The 16,049-nt window shown below is 53.4% G+C and carries 13 protein-coding genes and 1 pseudogene; 6 read left to right on the top strand and 8 right to left on the bottom strand.

Features of this window, described 5'->3' with window-relative positions:
• The first annotated feature begins 8 nt into the window (after positions 1–8).
• The 3 genes from HDF15_RS22295 to egtD all read left to right on the top strand — a co-directional run bounded on the left by HDF15_RS22295 (position 9) and on the right by egtD (position 2,674).
• Positions 9–500: a heavy-metal-associated domain-containing protein gene (locus HDF15_RS22295; protein ID WP_184259634.1), complete on the top strand. Its 492-nt coding sequence runs from the start codon at positions 9–11 to the stop codon at positions 498–500.
• Complete coding sequence (locus tag HDF15_RS22290; RefSeq protein WP_184259632.1) at positions 497–1,645, top strand: sensor histidine kinase; 1,149 nt, start codon at positions 497–499, stop codon at positions 1,643–1,645. Before HDF15_RS22295 ends, HDF15_RS22290 begins: the two co-directional genes overlap by 4 nt.
• An 81-nt stretch (positions 1,646–1,726) precedes the next feature.
• On the top strand, positions 1,727–2,674 hold the full coding sequence (egtD, locus tag HDF15_RS22285; RefSeq protein ID WP_311733180.1) for an L-histidine N(alpha)-methyltransferase: 948 nt from the start codon (positions 1,727–1,729) through the stop codon (positions 2,672–2,674).
• 91 nt (positions 2,675–2,765) lie between these two features.
• Here egtD and HDF15_RS22280 read toward each other — a convergent pair whose 3' ends face one another.
• The 8 genes and pseudogenes from HDF15_RS22280 to HDF15_RS22245 all read right to left on the bottom strand — a co-directional run bounded on the left by HDF15_RS22280 (position 2,766) and on the right by HDF15_RS22245 (position 11,741).
• Positions 2,766–3,662 (bottom strand): hypothetical protein, encoded by an 897-nt coding sequence (locus HDF15_RS22280; RefSeq protein WP_184259628.1) that lies wholly within the window; start codon positions 3,660–3,662, stop codon positions 2,766–2,768.
• A gap of 542 nt (positions 3,663–4,204) precedes the next feature.
• Positions 4,205–4,900 (bottom strand): sensor histidine kinase, encoded by a 696-nt coding sequence (locus HDF15_RS22275; RefSeq protein WP_184259626.1) that lies wholly within the window; start codon positions 4,898–4,900, stop codon positions 4,205–4,207.
• Between the two features lie 120 nt (positions 4,901–5,020).
• Positions 5,021–5,167, bottom strand: a pseudogene (locus HDF15_RS26055) (triple tyrosine motif-containing protein); the annotation flags it as partial.
• 53 nt (positions 5,168–5,220) lie between these two features.
• On the bottom strand, positions 5,221–6,408 hold the full coding sequence (locus HDF15_RS22265) for a two-component regulator propeller domain-containing protein (RefSeq protein WP_184259624.1): 1,188 nt from the start codon (positions 6,406–6,408) through the stop codon (positions 5,221–5,223).
• Positions 6,360–7,163 carry a two-component regulator propeller domain-containing protein gene (locus HDF15_RS26515; protein ID WP_184259622.1) on the bottom strand — a complete coding sequence of 268 codons (804 nt, stop codon included), beginning with the start codon at positions 7,161–7,163 and terminating at the stop codon, positions 6,360–6,362. Before HDF15_RS26515 ends, HDF15_RS22265 begins: the two co-directional genes overlap by 49 nt.
• A 423-nt stretch (positions 7,164–7,586) precedes the next feature.
• On the bottom strand, positions 7,587–9,998 hold the full coding sequence (locus tag HDF15_RS22255; RefSeq protein WP_184259620.1) for a sensor histidine kinase: 2,412 nt from the start codon (positions 9,996–9,998) through the stop codon (positions 7,587–7,589).
• A 728-nt stretch (positions 9,999–10,726) separates the two neighbouring features.
• Positions 10,727–11,356 (bottom strand): response regulator transcription factor, encoded by a 630-nt coding sequence (locus HDF15_RS22250; protein ID WP_184259618.1) that lies wholly within the window; start codon positions 11,354–11,356, stop codon positions 10,727–10,729.
• Positions 11,319–11,741: a hypothetical protein gene (locus HDF15_RS22245; protein ID WP_184259616.1), complete on the bottom strand. Its 423-nt coding sequence runs from the start codon at positions 11,739–11,741 to the stop codon at positions 11,319–11,321. The genes HDF15_RS22250 and HDF15_RS22245 overlap by 38 nt, the downstream gene beginning before the upstream one ends.
• A 635-nt stretch (positions 11,742–12,376) precedes the next feature.
• Here HDF15_RS22245 and HDF15_RS22240 point away from each other — a divergent pair.
• Genes HDF15_RS22240 through HDF15_RS25600 form a run of 3 tightly spaced genes read left to right on the top strand, consistent with a single transcriptional unit; the run spans position 12,377 to position 15,509 of the window.
• The gene (locus HDF15_RS22240; protein ID WP_184259614.1) at positions 12,377–12,793 is read left to right on the top strand and encodes a DM13 domain-containing protein; all 417 of its coding nucleotides are present in this window, start codon (positions 12,377–12,379) and stop codon (positions 12,791–12,793) included.
• A 60-nt stretch (positions 12,794–12,853) separates the two neighbouring features.
• Positions 12,854–13,360: a DM13 domain-containing protein gene (locus HDF15_RS26050; protein ID WP_184259612.1), complete on the top strand. Its 507-nt coding sequence runs from the start codon at positions 12,854–12,856 to the stop codon at positions 13,358–13,360.
• On the top strand, positions 13,272–15,509 hold the full coding sequence (locus HDF15_RS25600) for an amylo-alpha-1,6-glucosidase (RefSeq protein WP_260331273.1): 2,238 nt from the start codon (positions 13,272–13,274) through the stop codon (positions 15,507–15,509). The genes HDF15_RS26050 and HDF15_RS25600 overlap by 89 nt, the downstream gene beginning before the upstream one ends.
• Positions 15,510–16,049 lie beyond the last annotated feature (540 nt).

The raw sequence follows: 16,049 nt of genomic DNA, 5'->3' as shown, positions 1-16,049 counted from the left end.
GATTGGTGATGAAGAAGATTGCAATTGCCGGAATCCTTGGAATGTGTGCGCTGACCGCTCAGGGCCAGTACAAGCAGATCAATATGACGGTCTTCGGAATGGACTGTCCTCCGTGCGCCTTCGCAATCCGGCTCTCTATGAAGAACGTCCGTGGGGTCAGCGGCGTTGATGTCGACCTGAACAAGGGGCTGGTAACGATCAAATTGACGGCTGGAAGTACAGCTGAACTGAGACAGTTCAACGAGGCCGTGGAAAAGAACGGCTTCGCACATCAAGATGCAGATGTGCTTGTCGAGGGTGTTCTATCAGGCTCGTCGAAAGCACCGCTCCTGCAGGTAACAGGCACGAACGATCGCTATGCATTAGTGCCGTTCGCTCAAGGAGTCGATGTTGCGTCCCTAATGGGAAAATCTGTAATCGTACAAGGTGTATTACCTCAGTCGGCGAGAGGTAAGGTTCCGGTCACCCTTCGATACAAGACGATCGCGGTGTCCAAATGACAGCTTCTTCGCTTCCAATGCCAGCGATCAAGCGGGTTCGTCAGGCGTCACTGATGAACTATGTGTCACTGTTTGGATCCTTCAGCACGCTCCTTTGCTGCGCCTTACCGTCATTGCTCGTATTGATGGGGATGGGAGCCTCTGTAGCTTCCGCGCTCTCAGTCGCTCCATGGCTTGTGACTATGTCGAAGCATAAAGTGTGGACGTTCGCTATCGCCGCCGCGCTTATTAGCATGAGCTTCATGATGACGTATTGGATGGCTCCTCGGATCAAGGAAGGGGAAGTTTGCATAGAAGATGATCCGACCATGTGCGGGCGGGTGAGTAAGTTCAGCCGTATGCTCCTATGGGGATCGGCTACGATCTGGTCATTCGGCTTCTTCATGGCCTATGTCCTGGGGGACATACTCGAGTGGTACCAATTTGTATGGTTTCGCCTGTTATGTGGCTTTCTGGTGATTGCGATTGGCTGCTCGCTATATCTGTATCGACTCCGCCTCAAGGCGGCATCAATGAAGATGCGCTTTGACGAACGGCTCGAAGAGAGGGCCCGTCTAGCGCGCGATCTGCACGATACGTTGCTACAAACCATTCAAAGCGGAAAACTAGTGGCTGACAATGAACGGAATAATGTGCAAGAGCCCGCGGCCAAGATTGCCCTTCACCGCCTCTCCTCTTGGCTGGAGCGCGCTGTCCTTGAAGGTAGAGCTGCTTTAGACTCTCTTCGTGCTTCTACAACCGAGAACAATCACCTCGCCGGATCTTTACGAGAGGCTTTCAACGGCTGTAATGCTCAGATGGATTTGGAATTGGTGGTTATCGGGGAGAGCAGGGAAATGCATCCAATCGCTCGAGATGAGGTTTACAAGATTGGACATGAGGCCATATTGAATGCCTGCAACCATTCCCGAGGTAACCGCCTCATCGTCGAGCTTGTCTACGATCAAAATATGCTCTTGAGTATCCAGGACGATGGCGAAGGCATCGCCCCGCACATCCTGCAAGCCGGCAGATCGGGTCATTACGGGCTGATCGGTATGCGCGAGCGGGCTGCTCGCATCGGAGCAAAGCTCACGGTTGTCAGTTCGGCAACAGGCACGATCGTCACCCTGTTCGTGCCTGGCCAGGCGATCTTCCTCGCCTGATCTGGTCTGATTGCTGTACATATTTTCAAGTGAGGATCGATGTCAACAAACTCTAACGTCGTTGATTATTGCGGAGCGGTCGTGGCCGAGGCAATCAAAGGATTGCTCGGTCAGCCTAAGACCCTAGCCCCTTGGCTCTTCTACGATGCGGAAGGGTCGCTCCTCTTTGAACAAATTACAGCTTTGCCAGAGTATTATCTCAGCCGGACGGAGCGGAAGATTTTGACCGACTACGCCCCCAAGATCGTGTCGCTAGCTTTTGGAAGGCATCGAGTGATGGTCGTGGAACTCGGAGCTGGAACAGCCGTCAAGACAGGCATATTCCTGTCGGAGCTTGCTCGGCGCCAGGGTACGGTCTCCTATCATCCCATTGATGTATCAGCGACGGCGCTGAGGGCGGCACGATTGAACATCGAAGCGTCCATTCCGGGCATAACTGTTTCGCCACAGATAACCGACTATACGGTTGAAGCTCTCAATTACGCTCGGCCTCCGGACACGCGGGTCCTTTTGATGTACCTCGGTTCGAGCATCGGCAATTTCTCACCGCCAGACGCCCTCGATCTACTGTTGAAACTTCGCGGAGAGCTATTGCTAGGAGACCTGATTCTTATTGGCGCAGATCGCGTCAAGGACAAGGCGACACTCGTCTCAGCATATGACGATACGGCAGGAGTGACGGCTGCTTTCAACCTCAATGTGCTTCGGCGACTGAATCGCGAGATCGGTACAGATTTTCGGCTAAGTAACTTTAAGCATCTGACAGTATGGAACCCCACCGAATCCCGCATTGAGATGCACCTCGAATCCAAGATCTCGCAGCAGGTTCGCATTCCAGCAAGTCCTGAGAACCCTCAGTTGGAGATTCAATTTGTTCGTGGCGAAACGATCCATACTGAGAACAGCTACAAGTTCTCATCTGCAATGATGGGTTCTTGGCTCCTTCAAGCTGGCTTCACGCCCATCAAAGAATGGTCAGACGCAGACTATTTGTACAGTCTCACGTTAGCGGAGATCGTTTCTAAGTAAGTATTGCGTGGATCCAACGGGACTTGTTGGCTGGTGCCCTAAGTAACGCCTACCAATGCCTCCGGATTATTGCTCTCTGGGTGCTCGGGGATCATAGACGAGCAACAGAGTGTGCGTCAAGAGGAACCTCGCGTTCCAGAAGGCTGATCGTGCCTTCATCAAGGTTCCAGAGAGCCCGGAAATTCTTCAGAAACATATAGCCGCTGATCCGATTGGTATTGCCGGTTTTCAGGGACAATCCGCGCAACGTGATCATTGACCCCTCATACGTAAGCCCACTCAAGACATAGGTAGTATTTGCCGCTCCTGGCTTTTCTTCCCGAAGCGCGCCGCTTTGGAGAAGCTGATGTCGCGTTTCCTTCGTGAGGACGAACTCTCCAAGACTGCCCGTGTCGAAACTCCCTGTGATTGAAACGTCCTTGATGTGAAACGTCACTGAAGGTGCTGCTGCATTGGGAGCGAAGTGAAGAACGATCCCCGTGCCATATATGGACAAGTCCGCGCCGCGTTTAAGGACGACAAGTTTGCTCGTGTCATAATCGACCAACATGGCTCCGCCTCTCACCAGGTCGCGCCCCATAAATCCGAGGAAATCGGATTCCACTTCCTTTTCGACAAAATCGAAATTCGAAACGCGAACTTCTTCAACGCCTTCAATCCTTATATCGTTGGCCACCGTGATTTTGGTCTCGCCCTGATGGAGCATGACGGTAATACTCTGCCCAGATGCGGCGCCTCCATGCGATAGAACCTTTCCCGGTCCAAGATCCAGTCGATGGTCGTTCAAGAAGAACGAAAATGGAGACCCTGTATCAAACATGAACTCGCCTCCAACTCCGTTCACACTTCCATCTACCATCATGAAACCGCCTGCCTTGAGATGGAAAGGGATTGACGTCTCATGTTCGCGAGGAAGCACGGGCCGCAATGTCGACTGCGACTGCCCGGGACTATAGATAGATGCACTCGTAATCACGATCATGGCCATCACAAACGGTTTCATATTGCCCTCGCTCGAGTGGAAGACTACGGTCATAAAGGTTTTAGTGCTTCGGTGAAGTGCTGGATTGATGCAGAAACCTAGCCACAAGGATTCCGGAGGGAGCCGGTTTCGCGATGGCGCGAGAATTCGAGAATTCCGATTCCGTCGTACTACTCGTCACCTTGCGCGAGCACACGAAAGCTGGATCCCATACACGGGCCAAGAGGATCTTCGCTAGAACGATTCCGATCATCCAGTCACAGACCATACTTCCATTGTTGGTCTTTATGTCCTGTGGAGCACCCCCAAAAATTAGGGCTTTTGCCTGCATAATCTAGTAGTGGCTTGTTCTTAACCGCGGTTTCGGGGTTCAAAAGTTGGTTAGAGCAAATCCAGCACTGCTCCGATCAATGAACTGTGCCCACGCCAGTGCCTTGAAGTTGCGCTAACAACCGCCTCAGGAGAATCCGAGTGAGCAGGCGTTTCTCCGGGCGCAAATCGCTGTCTCTGCCGCGTTCATGCGTCACCATTGACCTTCCTGGCGTTATCTATTTCTTCGTAAATGGGAATGTGAGTTTATATAGGAGCCGCGACCAACGGCGCGCAGAAGATCGGAAGATTACGTGTCCCGGAACGAGGAGCGAGAACTTCGTTCCATCCTTTATGGACGTCCGCAGCAGCAGACGCGCGCCGATCTTGGATGCACGCTCTTTCATGCCTGTAATTCCGAAGTGACCTGGTTTACCTGTTTGTATCAGGTCTGGATCGATACCGCGTCCGTTATCGTCAACCTGAATCTTAAGGTCGCGATCGTAGCTCACGGCTATCGTCATCGCTGACCCGCTGGAATGAGCACAGGCATTTCGAATCGCTTCAAATGCTATGCAACACACTTCATCTCTGGCGACGGGATGGAGGGGGCAGACATTGCCGGTAACTGTCAGAAATACCCGCATAGAGTTGGGAGCGCATTCATTCGCGATATGCCGAAGAGCCTCGGATAGCTCTTCGGATGACGCCGCATTACGAAGAGATTCGAGAGCGGCTCGACCTTCATCCATCGCCTGCGAAAGCCACTGCGAAAGCTTCGCTAAAGACTGCTTCGCCCTGAGGGGATCATCCAGGTATTCCTCTATTCCGTCAGCCACCAGCTTGCTTCCCTGAATTGTCTGTAACAGCGTGTCATGCAGTTCACGAGCTAGTCTCGTTCGCTCGCCTAATCGCTCATCAAATCTCACTTTCATGGATTTGGCATACCTATTCATCCTTACGAGATACAGCACAGAAGTCAGCCATATCAGCACAACCACACACAACGCTCTGAACCAGTTGGTCTGGTGCCACGCGGGCGGAATGTTGAAGACTAGAGTTGCTCCGGCTTCGTTCCAAACCTGATCATTGTTGCAAGCGATCACATGGAACCGATATTGCCCAGGACCCAGGTCGTTGTAGAACGCCTGCCGACGCGTGCCTGCTTCCTGCCAGGATGCATCTCGACCTTCAAGCCGGTAACGAAACCTTACTCATCGTGGGTTAACGAAACTTAATGCCGTATAGTCGATTTCTAAATCACGTACCAGGGGCGGTAGACGAACTGTCCCCGCGGCAGAAACTGCTTTCCATCTACTGCTACGCTCTCCACATGCACCGGGGGTGGGATTTCATTGCGAAACAGGTGACTCGGATCGATCATTTGCAAGACAACTTTATTCGCGAACCAGAGTCTTCCATCGCTTGATTGTCCGGTCGGGTTGTTGTCGGCCTTTCCAGACTGTAGGCCATCGAATGAATCGAAGACCCTTGTGATGACTCTAGCTGTCGGGGCATTCCACCATTTTTGAACCTCTTCTTTATCTATTCGAACCAAGTCGCACTCCATATAGAGCCACAGCGCCCCTTGATGATCCCAATTCATTCCGATAACGGCATCGCAGGGCAGGCCGTTGCGAGAGGTCAGGGTTTGAGTCTTGCCATTTCGCCATGCAATCAAGCCATATGCCGTTGCGGCAAATACGGAGTCGTCGGAATTGACAGCGACCTGGCGGACCTCATCCGATTCCGAGTGCGGAAAAGCAAATACATCAGCTTGGCCGTTGCGGAATCTTGCCAAGTTGCCATCTCGAAGTCCCAACCAGATTGCGCCATGTGAATCAGCTGCGAGAAGGCGCGCGGACGGAATCACGGCCGCTGGATATTCCTCAACCACCTTCAAGTTTCGGATACGGATCAACTCTTTATCCGACCCACTGACTTCAGCCCAAATGTCATGGTTTATATCTTCGGTCATCCCTACGATGAACCGGGTCGAACTTCCATCGCTCCGAACGACGCGGCTGAACCGGCCTTGTTTGTACAAAAACAGATCATAATCGACGCCCACCCACAATTGACCGGCGTGATCTGCGAAGAGCGCAGTCACCTCGTTGCCAGGCAGACCTGCGCCCGATCGAACGGACGATATATGGCCGTCCTTTATCGAGTCCAGGCTATTGCCATTGGCAAGCCAAACTGTGTCGTCCGAAGAGACAACGACGGACACCACGTTGTCTACGCTGAGCCCTTCTCGCGTTGAAAATGTAACGACCTGCGGTCGATGGAAACTCTCAATACCACGCGTCGTAACAGCCCAAATCCCGCCTTCATGGTCCTCATAGAAACTCCTGACTTTGTTCACAGAGAGGCCGTCTTCCGAGCGAAATCGATCTACATGGCTGCCGTGGATGTGATAAATCCTCTGGTTTGCCGTTCCCACCCACAGTTCCCCATGCGGTCGAGCAACATGGCGATTACGCTCAAGGTTGAGCTATCCAAACCCGGCTCGATCAAGGGCTTCCAAATTCCGTCTCTGAACTGCTGAAGTCCCCGGCCTCTACCAGTCCAAGCCATTCCAACCCATAGCGATCGATCCGGACCCTGCGCGAGGGCCGTCACGCCGTCATGCCCCTCTGAGTTCTCAAGTCCAGGCGAAAGATAGTTCGCGAAAGAATTCGACTGCCAGCGGAAGAGGCCACGATCTGTGCCCGCCCATAGATTTCCTGATATATCCCTTATGAGCGTAGCTGAAAGGCCCGTAACCGAGACGCCATCTGTTTTGTCTAGACAATGAATGAGGGTGCCTGAAGCTTCACAAAGTGGGGGCGATCTCTGTACGCCATCACGCGTAAACCAGATTTTCCCTGCAGGGTCCTCAAAGAGCGAAAATACCGCGTCGCCAAAATTGGGAAACTGGACCAGTTTCCCGTCCACGAAGTGCGCAAGGCCGGCTAGTGTCCCAATCCAGAGACTTCCATCCCTTGCCCCGAGCAGAGAGGTTATCCAGTTCGATGGCAAGCGTTTCCCATCCGGGGATGCCCATGGCAGAAACCGTGAACCGTCAAAGCGCATTAGACCGGATCCTGTGCCGATCCAAAGGTAACCATCGCTGGTCTGGGCAATCACGCTGGGCGGCCCACTAAAGTATCCATCCTGAGTCAGCCATGCGGCGTGGGCGAACTGAGAAACATTCATGTTGGGGTCAAGGGCCCTGGCGGGAACAGATAGGACTGAAATAAGCCACATCCAACAGAAGCTCAATACAAGCGCGCGCGAAGGATCGTGGGCATGGCGCTTTCGATCATCATCGCGTGGTCGGCAAATCTCAACGCTCATGAGACCTCTTTTACACCTTGTCTGCCATATCTAACCAGTTTTCAAATTGGCGGTGACGCAGCAAACGCAACGAAATTGTCGTGCGATCCGTCTCTACGTGCTGTAGCAAAGCAATCGCTGCATCCGCGTAGCGGTGATGGTTGCTCTGTGGGATTCGTGCGATCCATGATCCATGCGGGCCGGATGGGAACTAAAAGCTTCCGGAGACGAACGCCCGCACCCCTACGGTTGCAACGTTAATCCAGTCAAGGAAGATGTGAACTGGTGTGAGACGGTTGACCGCTAGAGCAACTTGTCTTTGTGGGGATCAGCTTTCGATTGGAAGGGCTCAACTAGCCATTCGCGAAGTCTCCTGGACGGATTCCTGTAGATTGCCTGCCCCGGTATGACAACGGACACAACCGTACCACTCTGAGGGGAGCTCGATATGTTGAAACTGCCACCCATAAACAGCGCTCGCTCGCGCATCCCTGCCAAGCCAAAATGCCCCGATTTGCCGCTTCGCAGGACGTCCTCATCGACACCGCGCCCGTTGTCTCGGACCGTGAGGTGGAAGCGTCTCTTGTATTCTAGTTCGACCCATAAATCACGCGCTCCAGAGTGGGCACAGGCGTTACGGATGGCCTCATAGGCTATGCGATACACCTCATCGCGCGCAATCGGATGCATCTCCCGAATCGCGCCTACCGTTGAAATGCTGACAGCCGTCCTGGCGCCCATAATGCAATCATCGGCCACGCGATGAAGTGCTCCTACCAAATCATTGGCCTCTACGGAGGAGCTTCTCAGGGCTTCCAATGCAGCTCTGCCCTCTATGCTCGCACGGTCAAGCCACTCCGAAAGGCGATCCAATGCGCGACCCGTTATACGTGAGTCATCCAAGTGTTCCCGCGCATTGTCTGCAACCATCTTGCTACCTTGAATCGTTTGGAGGAGTGTGTCGTGAAGATCCCGTGCAAGTCTAATCCGCTCCTGTAATCGTTCGTCGAAACGCTGTCTAAGAGTCTTGGCGAACCTACGCAACCGATACACATATGCGAAAAATACGATCACAAAAAATAAGAGCGCTGCCAAGGCGCGGAACCAAAGAGTTTGGAACCATGCGGGCGGCACGGTGAAAGCAAGCTCTGTGCCCCGCCAGTTGCATACCCCGTCATTGTTGCAAGCGGTAACGTGAAATATGTAAGGACCCGGCTTCAAATCGTTGTAGAATGCCTGGCGCCTTCGGCCAACCTCTGTCCAGTTGGAATCATGGCCATCCAGACGGTAACGAAAGTGTACTCGTTCGGGGATCACGTAGCTCAGAGCAGCGTAGTCAAGTTCGATCTGACGCGTGTGCATAGGCAGTTTCAGATGTTGACCGAATGAAACTTCGTTACCATCGACGATTAACCGTTCGAGCTTCACCGGTGGGGGCATTTCATTGAAGGGCAAGCGTTGCGGATCGATGACTTGGAAGTCATAATCGCTGGCGGACCATATCTTGCCATCAGAAGTTTGCGCCGGATTTCCATTTGAGAGATTTGGGCGTGCTCCTTCGAGCGCATCAAAGACACGGCCATGAACACGCTCGGTAGGATTCTTCCACCACGCGGCAAGATCGGAGTCGGATACACGCACTATACCGCAATGGAGATAGAACCACTTGAATCCGCGGCCATCGTCGTGGATGTTGACCCCGCTATCGCACGGCATCCCGGAGGCGGTGGTCAAACTTCTAGCCTGACCCTCGAAGTATCGAATAAAGCCTTGCTGCGTCACGATCCAGAGAGCGCCGTCTGAATCCTCCATGAGGTTCTCGACTCTGTCATTGAAGCCGCCCGCGGCTACCCGTTCAAGTCGGCCGTTACGAAACGAGAACAGGCCATGCACAGATCCGCCTATCCAAATGCCTCCCGCGGCGTTCGGCGCAAGTGCATTCATGACCTGCTTTCCCACAACGGAGGAGACTTCGATTCGGTCGATCACCCGATAGTTGCGAATCTGAATCAGGCTGGATTCCTGGTTACCCAGGTTTTCTACAGATGCCCAGATGTCATGCGTGTGGTCTTCCGTGATGTAAGCTACGTATTCGCCTTTTCCAACCGGAAATCCAGATACTTCGGAAGCAATCCGCTGATCTCGCTTTACAAAGAGCCGATCCCCAGATCCAATCCAGACGTTGTCTCGCGAATCCGTGAAAAGGAATTGCACATCTTCCAGTAGCCGGCCTTTATCGTCCCTTAGTTGAATCAGAGACTTTCCCGATAGTTGAGCCAGTGTGTGGCTCCCCAAGTAGACCGATCCTCTGCGATCCACCGCAACACCGTTTGCATGGTCCGCGAGCGAGCCTTCACTTGCCGTGAAACTTAGAACGGCGTAATCCCTGAAGTGATCAATGCCCTTCGGGGTGACAACCCAAATTCCTCGTTCGTGGTCCTCGAAGATCGAAAGAACGTTGCGATCGCTAAGACCATCAATCGCGTCAAAGTGATCCAAACGCCCGCCGACAATTCGATAGAGACCCTTGTCGGCCGTTCCAATCCATAGAGCTCCATTTTCGTCTGGAAGGAGCGCGGATACCGAGAAGATACGGCCGTCAACTCCTGGAGCCGTGTAGGAGATCCAGTGTCCGTTTTTTCGACGAAGGAGACCGGCCCCGTGCCCCCTTTTTTTCAGCCCAGCCCAGAGCTCGCCATCCGTGGTACTGGCCATGCTGGTGATCGAGCTTAACCCTCTACCATTTGAGAGTGATGGAACAAGTTCGGTAACGGGTCTCGTTCCGGGCTTCCAGCGGCAGATGCCCTCGGCGCTTCCCACCCAAAGAAAGCCGTCGGAGCTCGTCGTATTCGAGACTCCCCTGACGCAGGAGAATCCTTCACTCTTTCCGAAGCAGGTGAGATCTGTCTCACCCACCTCACAGAGCGCACTTGGATTGTTGTGAGCTCCACTGATGCCCATCCATAGCCCGCCGTTACGGTCCTCGACGAATGGACCCGGCCAGCGCGGGCTTCCGGGATATGTGTAAACGTGGCCCCCTCTGATCCTCGCGAGACCTCGGTCAGTGCTCACATAAAGCGATCCGTCACGGGCTCCGAATAGATGCCACAAAGAGATGCTGGGAAGAGACTCACCGGCTAGTGAAGTCCATTTGGTGAACCGCATGCCGTCAAAGCGATACAGGCCATTCTCCGTACTTACCCAAATGTAGCCATCCGTGGTTTGAGTGAGAGCCTGCGGCGTACCCATCAAACCGGCATCGCCCGTGCGCCAGGCCCGATGGGCAAGCTGTGTCAGCCTTGTCGTAGGTTCGACAGACTGTGCTGTGGGGGGCGCGAAGATCAGCAGCAGTACTGCGGCCAGGAGAGCCAGATGACGTGATAAGTTCGCGTTTGCCTGGACGTTCATACTCTGACACTGTGTCCGTTCTGGGTGAAGGTGGCTCAAATCTGGAGCAAACCCCGCCGCAAGGCGATCGTGACCGCGTGCGTCCTGTCATTCGCTTGCAGTTTGTCAACGATATTTTTGATGTGAAAGTTGACGGTGGTCTCCGAGATACCCAACTGATCGGCGATCTGCTTGTTCTTGTTTCCTTCGCGGATCAGTTCAAGGACTTCCAACTCGCGCGGCGTCAGGTCCTCCTGCCCCATGTGCTCCGCCAAACTACTGCCTACGTCGGATGGGATATGCTTACGCCCCATCGACACGGTCCGGATGATCCTTAGCAACTCATTCTTCGGCGTGCTTTTAAGGACATACGCGGTAGCGCCCGCGCGGAGAGCACGCTGAATTTCGATATCCCCGCTTGAGGTTGTGAGCATCATAATCTTGGCGTGAGGAAACTCGCTTCGGATGGCAATCAAGGCTTCCGTGCCACTTGCACCAGGCAACCTCTGATCCATCAGGATCACATCTGGCCTGGTCCGGCGATATTCCTGAAGTGCCTCCTCGGCGGTCGATGCTTGAGCCACGGTCTCCATATCCGCTTCGGCTGCAATGATCATATTTAGCCCTTCACGGAATACGGGATGATCTTCAACGACCATGATGCGAATTTGTCTGGGTGTAGGCATGTTCTCCTTTCGCGATGTAACCATTATTGAACGCTGTAGCAGAACCACTTTCAAGTGATCTGAGCGCGCGATCACTCTCTCCTGCCGCTCCAGCAAGCCACTCTGACACCTGATTCAGGGCATCCGTGGTCTCTGGCCCATCTGCTTTCCGTTGTACCTGATCAATGACGGATTTACTGCGACGAATCATCTGCTCTAAATGTGGGTGGACGGACTTGGCTACCAGCGTGCGCTGCTCAAAACGTTGAGAATAGGTATCGTCGAGTACCCGTTCGTGACGGCGAACACCGCGCCGGTACATCACATGCAGGCCCGAGCCGAGGGCGGCAACTAGAGAGATCCCGACGGAGTACAAGACGAAGATAGAGATATGAAGCGTTTCCATTGTCCGAACCCCCTAGCGACTTCGAATTTCGCCAGTCCAGGCAGATCCGTGGTCTCACAGAAGGAGAGCCACGCTTCCGAAATTGAACACCGACACAGTGAATCATCACGACCAAGGAATCATTACGACCAAGCGTATAGTGTCGTTAGAAGGCCGCAAAGTCACTTTCCACAGTGTTCTGCCTATAGTTCTCCATAGTCCCAGCCTTACCGAAATCCTAAACCCTATTTGCGCAGTCCTCAGGGCTGGATTGCCTGTCTGACCAGGGAGACTGGATTCGGCGTCCGCCGAATCCGAGTGACAATAGCAGTTCATCCCTACTCATCGAACTGTAGATGGCGTGGCGTTTTGGGATACGCAACCAAATTATGGTTGCGTATCCATCCCCTGGAACGAAGCTCTTGACCTTCCTGAGAATGCGCTGAAGTTCACGATGCTTGCATCTTTATGTCCCAAACCAGCTGTCAGGGATCAAATCGAATCTTTGGGGCCTGTAGAAAAGAACAGGTTTGGCACTCTTCGATCCGGGGGGGTGTTTCATCCACGCAGAGTCGATGCTTACCTCAGCACAGTGATCCACCCCGCCGACGGACTCGCTTGTTTCCTTCGAGCACATTGCACCGGAGAAAAAAACTATGAAGATTCACAGAATCATTGCAATGTCGGCTGTTCTGGCGTTGCCTGCGATGTCCTCTCTAGCTCAGTCGGGCGCGATCCTAGCGACCGGAACTTTTCACGGTGCCGTTCACAAGACCTCAGGCCGGGCGACGGTATACCAGGCGACAGGTGGAAACGTGCTCCGCCTTACCCATTTCTCGACCTCAAATGGTCCGAACGTACACGTTTTGCTCATCGCGGCGGCTGACGCGAAGGACGACGAAAATTTTCTCACCGAAAAAGTCGATCGAATTGATCTGGGACCACTGAAAGGCAATGAGGGCGATCAGAACTATGTTCTTCCGGCAAAAATCGATCTTGCGAAGTATAAATCTGTTGCAATCTTCTGCGAGCGCTTCAATGCCAACTTTGGAACTGCACCACTCGAAAAGTAGATCGCCATGCGTGTAGCACGATCGCTCTATTCCCCCGACAATCCCATCAGGAGATCCAATATGAAGTCTTCCTCGACGAACGCTACACCAAAACGAATTGTTCTAAGTGTTATCGGAGTGGTCATTCTCGCGGGGCTTTGGTTTGCCTTTCGCCCCGAGAAGCTCTTCATTAATAAGAAGGTGAACGAAGCCCCTCCCGCCCAGGCCTCAGGTCAACTGACACCGCAGTTGACGGGCCGATTTGTGGGAGAGGTCCATAAGACTTCTGGCCGCGCTACCGTGTATCAGCAAGCGGACGGCAGCCGTGTTTTGCGATTGACTGACTTTTCTACTTCCAACGGACCCGCCGTGCACGTTTTGTTGATAGACGGGACGTCCACCGACCCCACGAAAGACTTTGCTCTGGCGGCCGTGAAGAACGTTGATCTTGGCGATCTCAAAGGAAATCAAGGAGATCAAGACTATACGGTGCCCAAGGATGTTGATTTCAAGAAGTTCGGTACGGTATCGATTTATTGTGAACGCTTTCACGCCAACTTCGGTACGGCGAAACTTGAAAATTTCTAAAGCCGACAATGGCGTTCTGATTCGAGAGGAATTGCTTCTTCGCTGGGCAAGCAATTCAGACTCCGTCGGATACGGAGGCAGCACGCCATTTTTATCATTCCTCCAGAAGAGCTGGCCATTGCCGCAACAGAGAAACGGAAAAGCCGTGATCAAATTCGATTCGAATGAGTGCTCCGATCTGGATAGCCTGAGGACGAAGGAGTGGTTGGTAACGAATGGTCTGGGTGGCTATGCGGCTGGCACGGTCGCGGGGATGAACACCCGGCGATATCACGGTTTGCTTGTGGCTTCGATGGAGGCTCCTCTAGGAAGACTTGTCCTCCTGTCGCAGTTGGAAGATACCCTTGTCGTCGATGGAGTGCGGTTCCCCTTATCCACCAACCTTTATTCGGAGAATGTTGTTCATCCTCCCGGCTATCTAAACCTGATAGGCTTCCGACTCGATCCGGATCCGGTCTTCACCTATAGCAACGGACAGTGGGAGATTACGCGAACGGTATCGATGGTTCAAGGTCAAAGCACCACCATCATCGAATACGCACTTGGCAAGAGAGGCTCCGGAAAGCACTTCTTTCTCGAAGTAAGACCTCTCATTGCCTTTCGTGGTTATCACGCAACCACCCATGAGAATCAAGCCATAAATCGCGCGGTCGAGCAGAGGGACGGGGTTCTAACGCTGCAACCATACCAAGGTCTACCAAAGTTGTACATCGCTCATGACCCCGCTGAAGTGCAAGTAGATGGTTATTGGTATCGACGATTTGAATACGAGCGCGAGCGAGAGAGGGGGCTTGATCATGAAGAAGACCTGTTCAGTCCGTTGCGCCTAACAGCAACTCTGGACAGTGAGGGTTGTTTTAGCCTTATCGCTTCGACTGATCGCCAACCCATCTCAAGATTGGCTCAATACAAGCAGGTAGATCTCACACGTGGATGGAAGTCCCCAATTACAGCTGCTCAAAAAACTGTGCGTTCTGACTTGACTTCTCTTCTTGAAAGAGCAGCGGGACAGTTCACCATCACCAGAACACCATTCACATCAACGATCGCCGGCTATCACTGGTTTGGAGATTGGGGCAGAGATACGATGATCTCATTGCCCGGTCTGATGCTTGCTACGGGGAAGCATCAGTTGGCGAGGGAGATTCTGCTTCACTACGTGCAGTATGTCGATCGGGGCATGCTTCCGAATCGGTTCCCCGACGCCGGCGAACAGCCCGAGTACAACACGGTGGATGCGACTCTGTGGTTCTTTGAAGCGATCCGGCAGTATATTTTCTATGAGAATTGCCCCACATGGCAGTCGCAAGCGACCACATTACTCAAGGAACACTTGTACGTCCCACTCAAAGAGATCATCCGGTTTCATCGGGAGGGTACGCGCTATGGAATCCATGCTGATGAACAGGGTTTCCTGTGGGCGGGCGATCCAGGCACGCAGCTCACGTGGATGGATGCCAAGGATGGCGATGTCGCCTTCACACCGCGGCACGGACGACCAGTCGAAATTCAAGCTCTTTGGTACAACGCATTGCGTACGATCGCTTCCTTCGCAATTTTGTTGGGAGATCAGAGTGCGGCCGAGGAATATAACGCCCTTGCAGATCGCCTGCAAGAGAACTTTCTCGGCGTCTTCTGGAACGAGCAGCGCGGATGCCTATTTGACGTCGCGAGGAGTGACGAGCGTGACTCGTCTCTCCGTCCCAATCAGATCTTTGCAATGAGTCTTCACTATCCACTCCTGACCGGACAGCCGGCGGCACGGGTCATCCAAAGAGTAGAAGAAGAGCTATTGACTCCATACGGTCTACGGACGCTATCGCGGGATGACCCTCAATATCGAGGTAACTACCAGGGAGATGGTTGGAGCCGTGACAGTGCCTACCACCAGGGAACAGTGTGGCCCTGGCTCGCTGGGCCGTTCTTCTTTGCGAAGCTAGCGGTGAGCTCATCGTCGGCTGCGACGATGAGCCAGATCGAACGTTGGCTCGATGGCTTTACCCCCCACTTGCGCGATGCCGGACTTGGGCAGGTCTCGGAAATCTTCGATGGAGACCATCCGTTTTTTCCTCGCGGGTGTATTGCCCAGGCCTGGAGTGTTGCAGAAATTCTTCGACTTGCGAATCATGTGACAGCACGGCGTAGCTAAGGCTAAGAGTGAGTGTCCGGATCACTGACCACAGCGTGAGTGCGCTCAGTTGGTCAAGTTCAGGTGAAAGCTCGCGCTCGTTGCGACAGCGATTGAGATTGGGAAACATAAATCTTTGTGGGGCCACCTATAGGGTTCTACAGGGGAATCTCAATCACCCGTGTCTACACTGGAAGCGCATGGCACGCGGATCGGAAATCGAAACCCGTGCCAGAGTGCTTGCGAAGGTTGCCCCATGTGGAAAAGGGATAGTTGGATCGGGCCTAACACTACATCTCGATTCACCTCGCTTGGTTCGGAGCGTCCAGAGTGTCGCGAAGACAGCGCAGATGCGACGCGTTGGAGACTCGCCGTACAATCGATGATTGCGGTGGCATTGTGTTGCATGTTCCTTTTCTGTGGACGAGTGGCATATGGTTTAGATCCCTCAACGCATATCTCACAATACGGTCATACAGCTTGGCGGCTCGGAGAGAGCGGACTAGATGGCCTGCCAACTTCGATCACTCAATCTAGCGACGGTTACCTCTGGGTCGGAAC

This window comes from Granulicella mallensis (genome assembly GCF_014203225.1).
GTDB classification, from domain to species: Bacteria; Acidobacteriota; Terriglobia; order Terriglobales; family Acidobacteriaceae; genus Granulicella; species Granulicella mallensis_A.
Note: the sequence above shows the minus strand (reverse complement) of the source record. Positions and strands in the feature narration are given on the sequence as shown.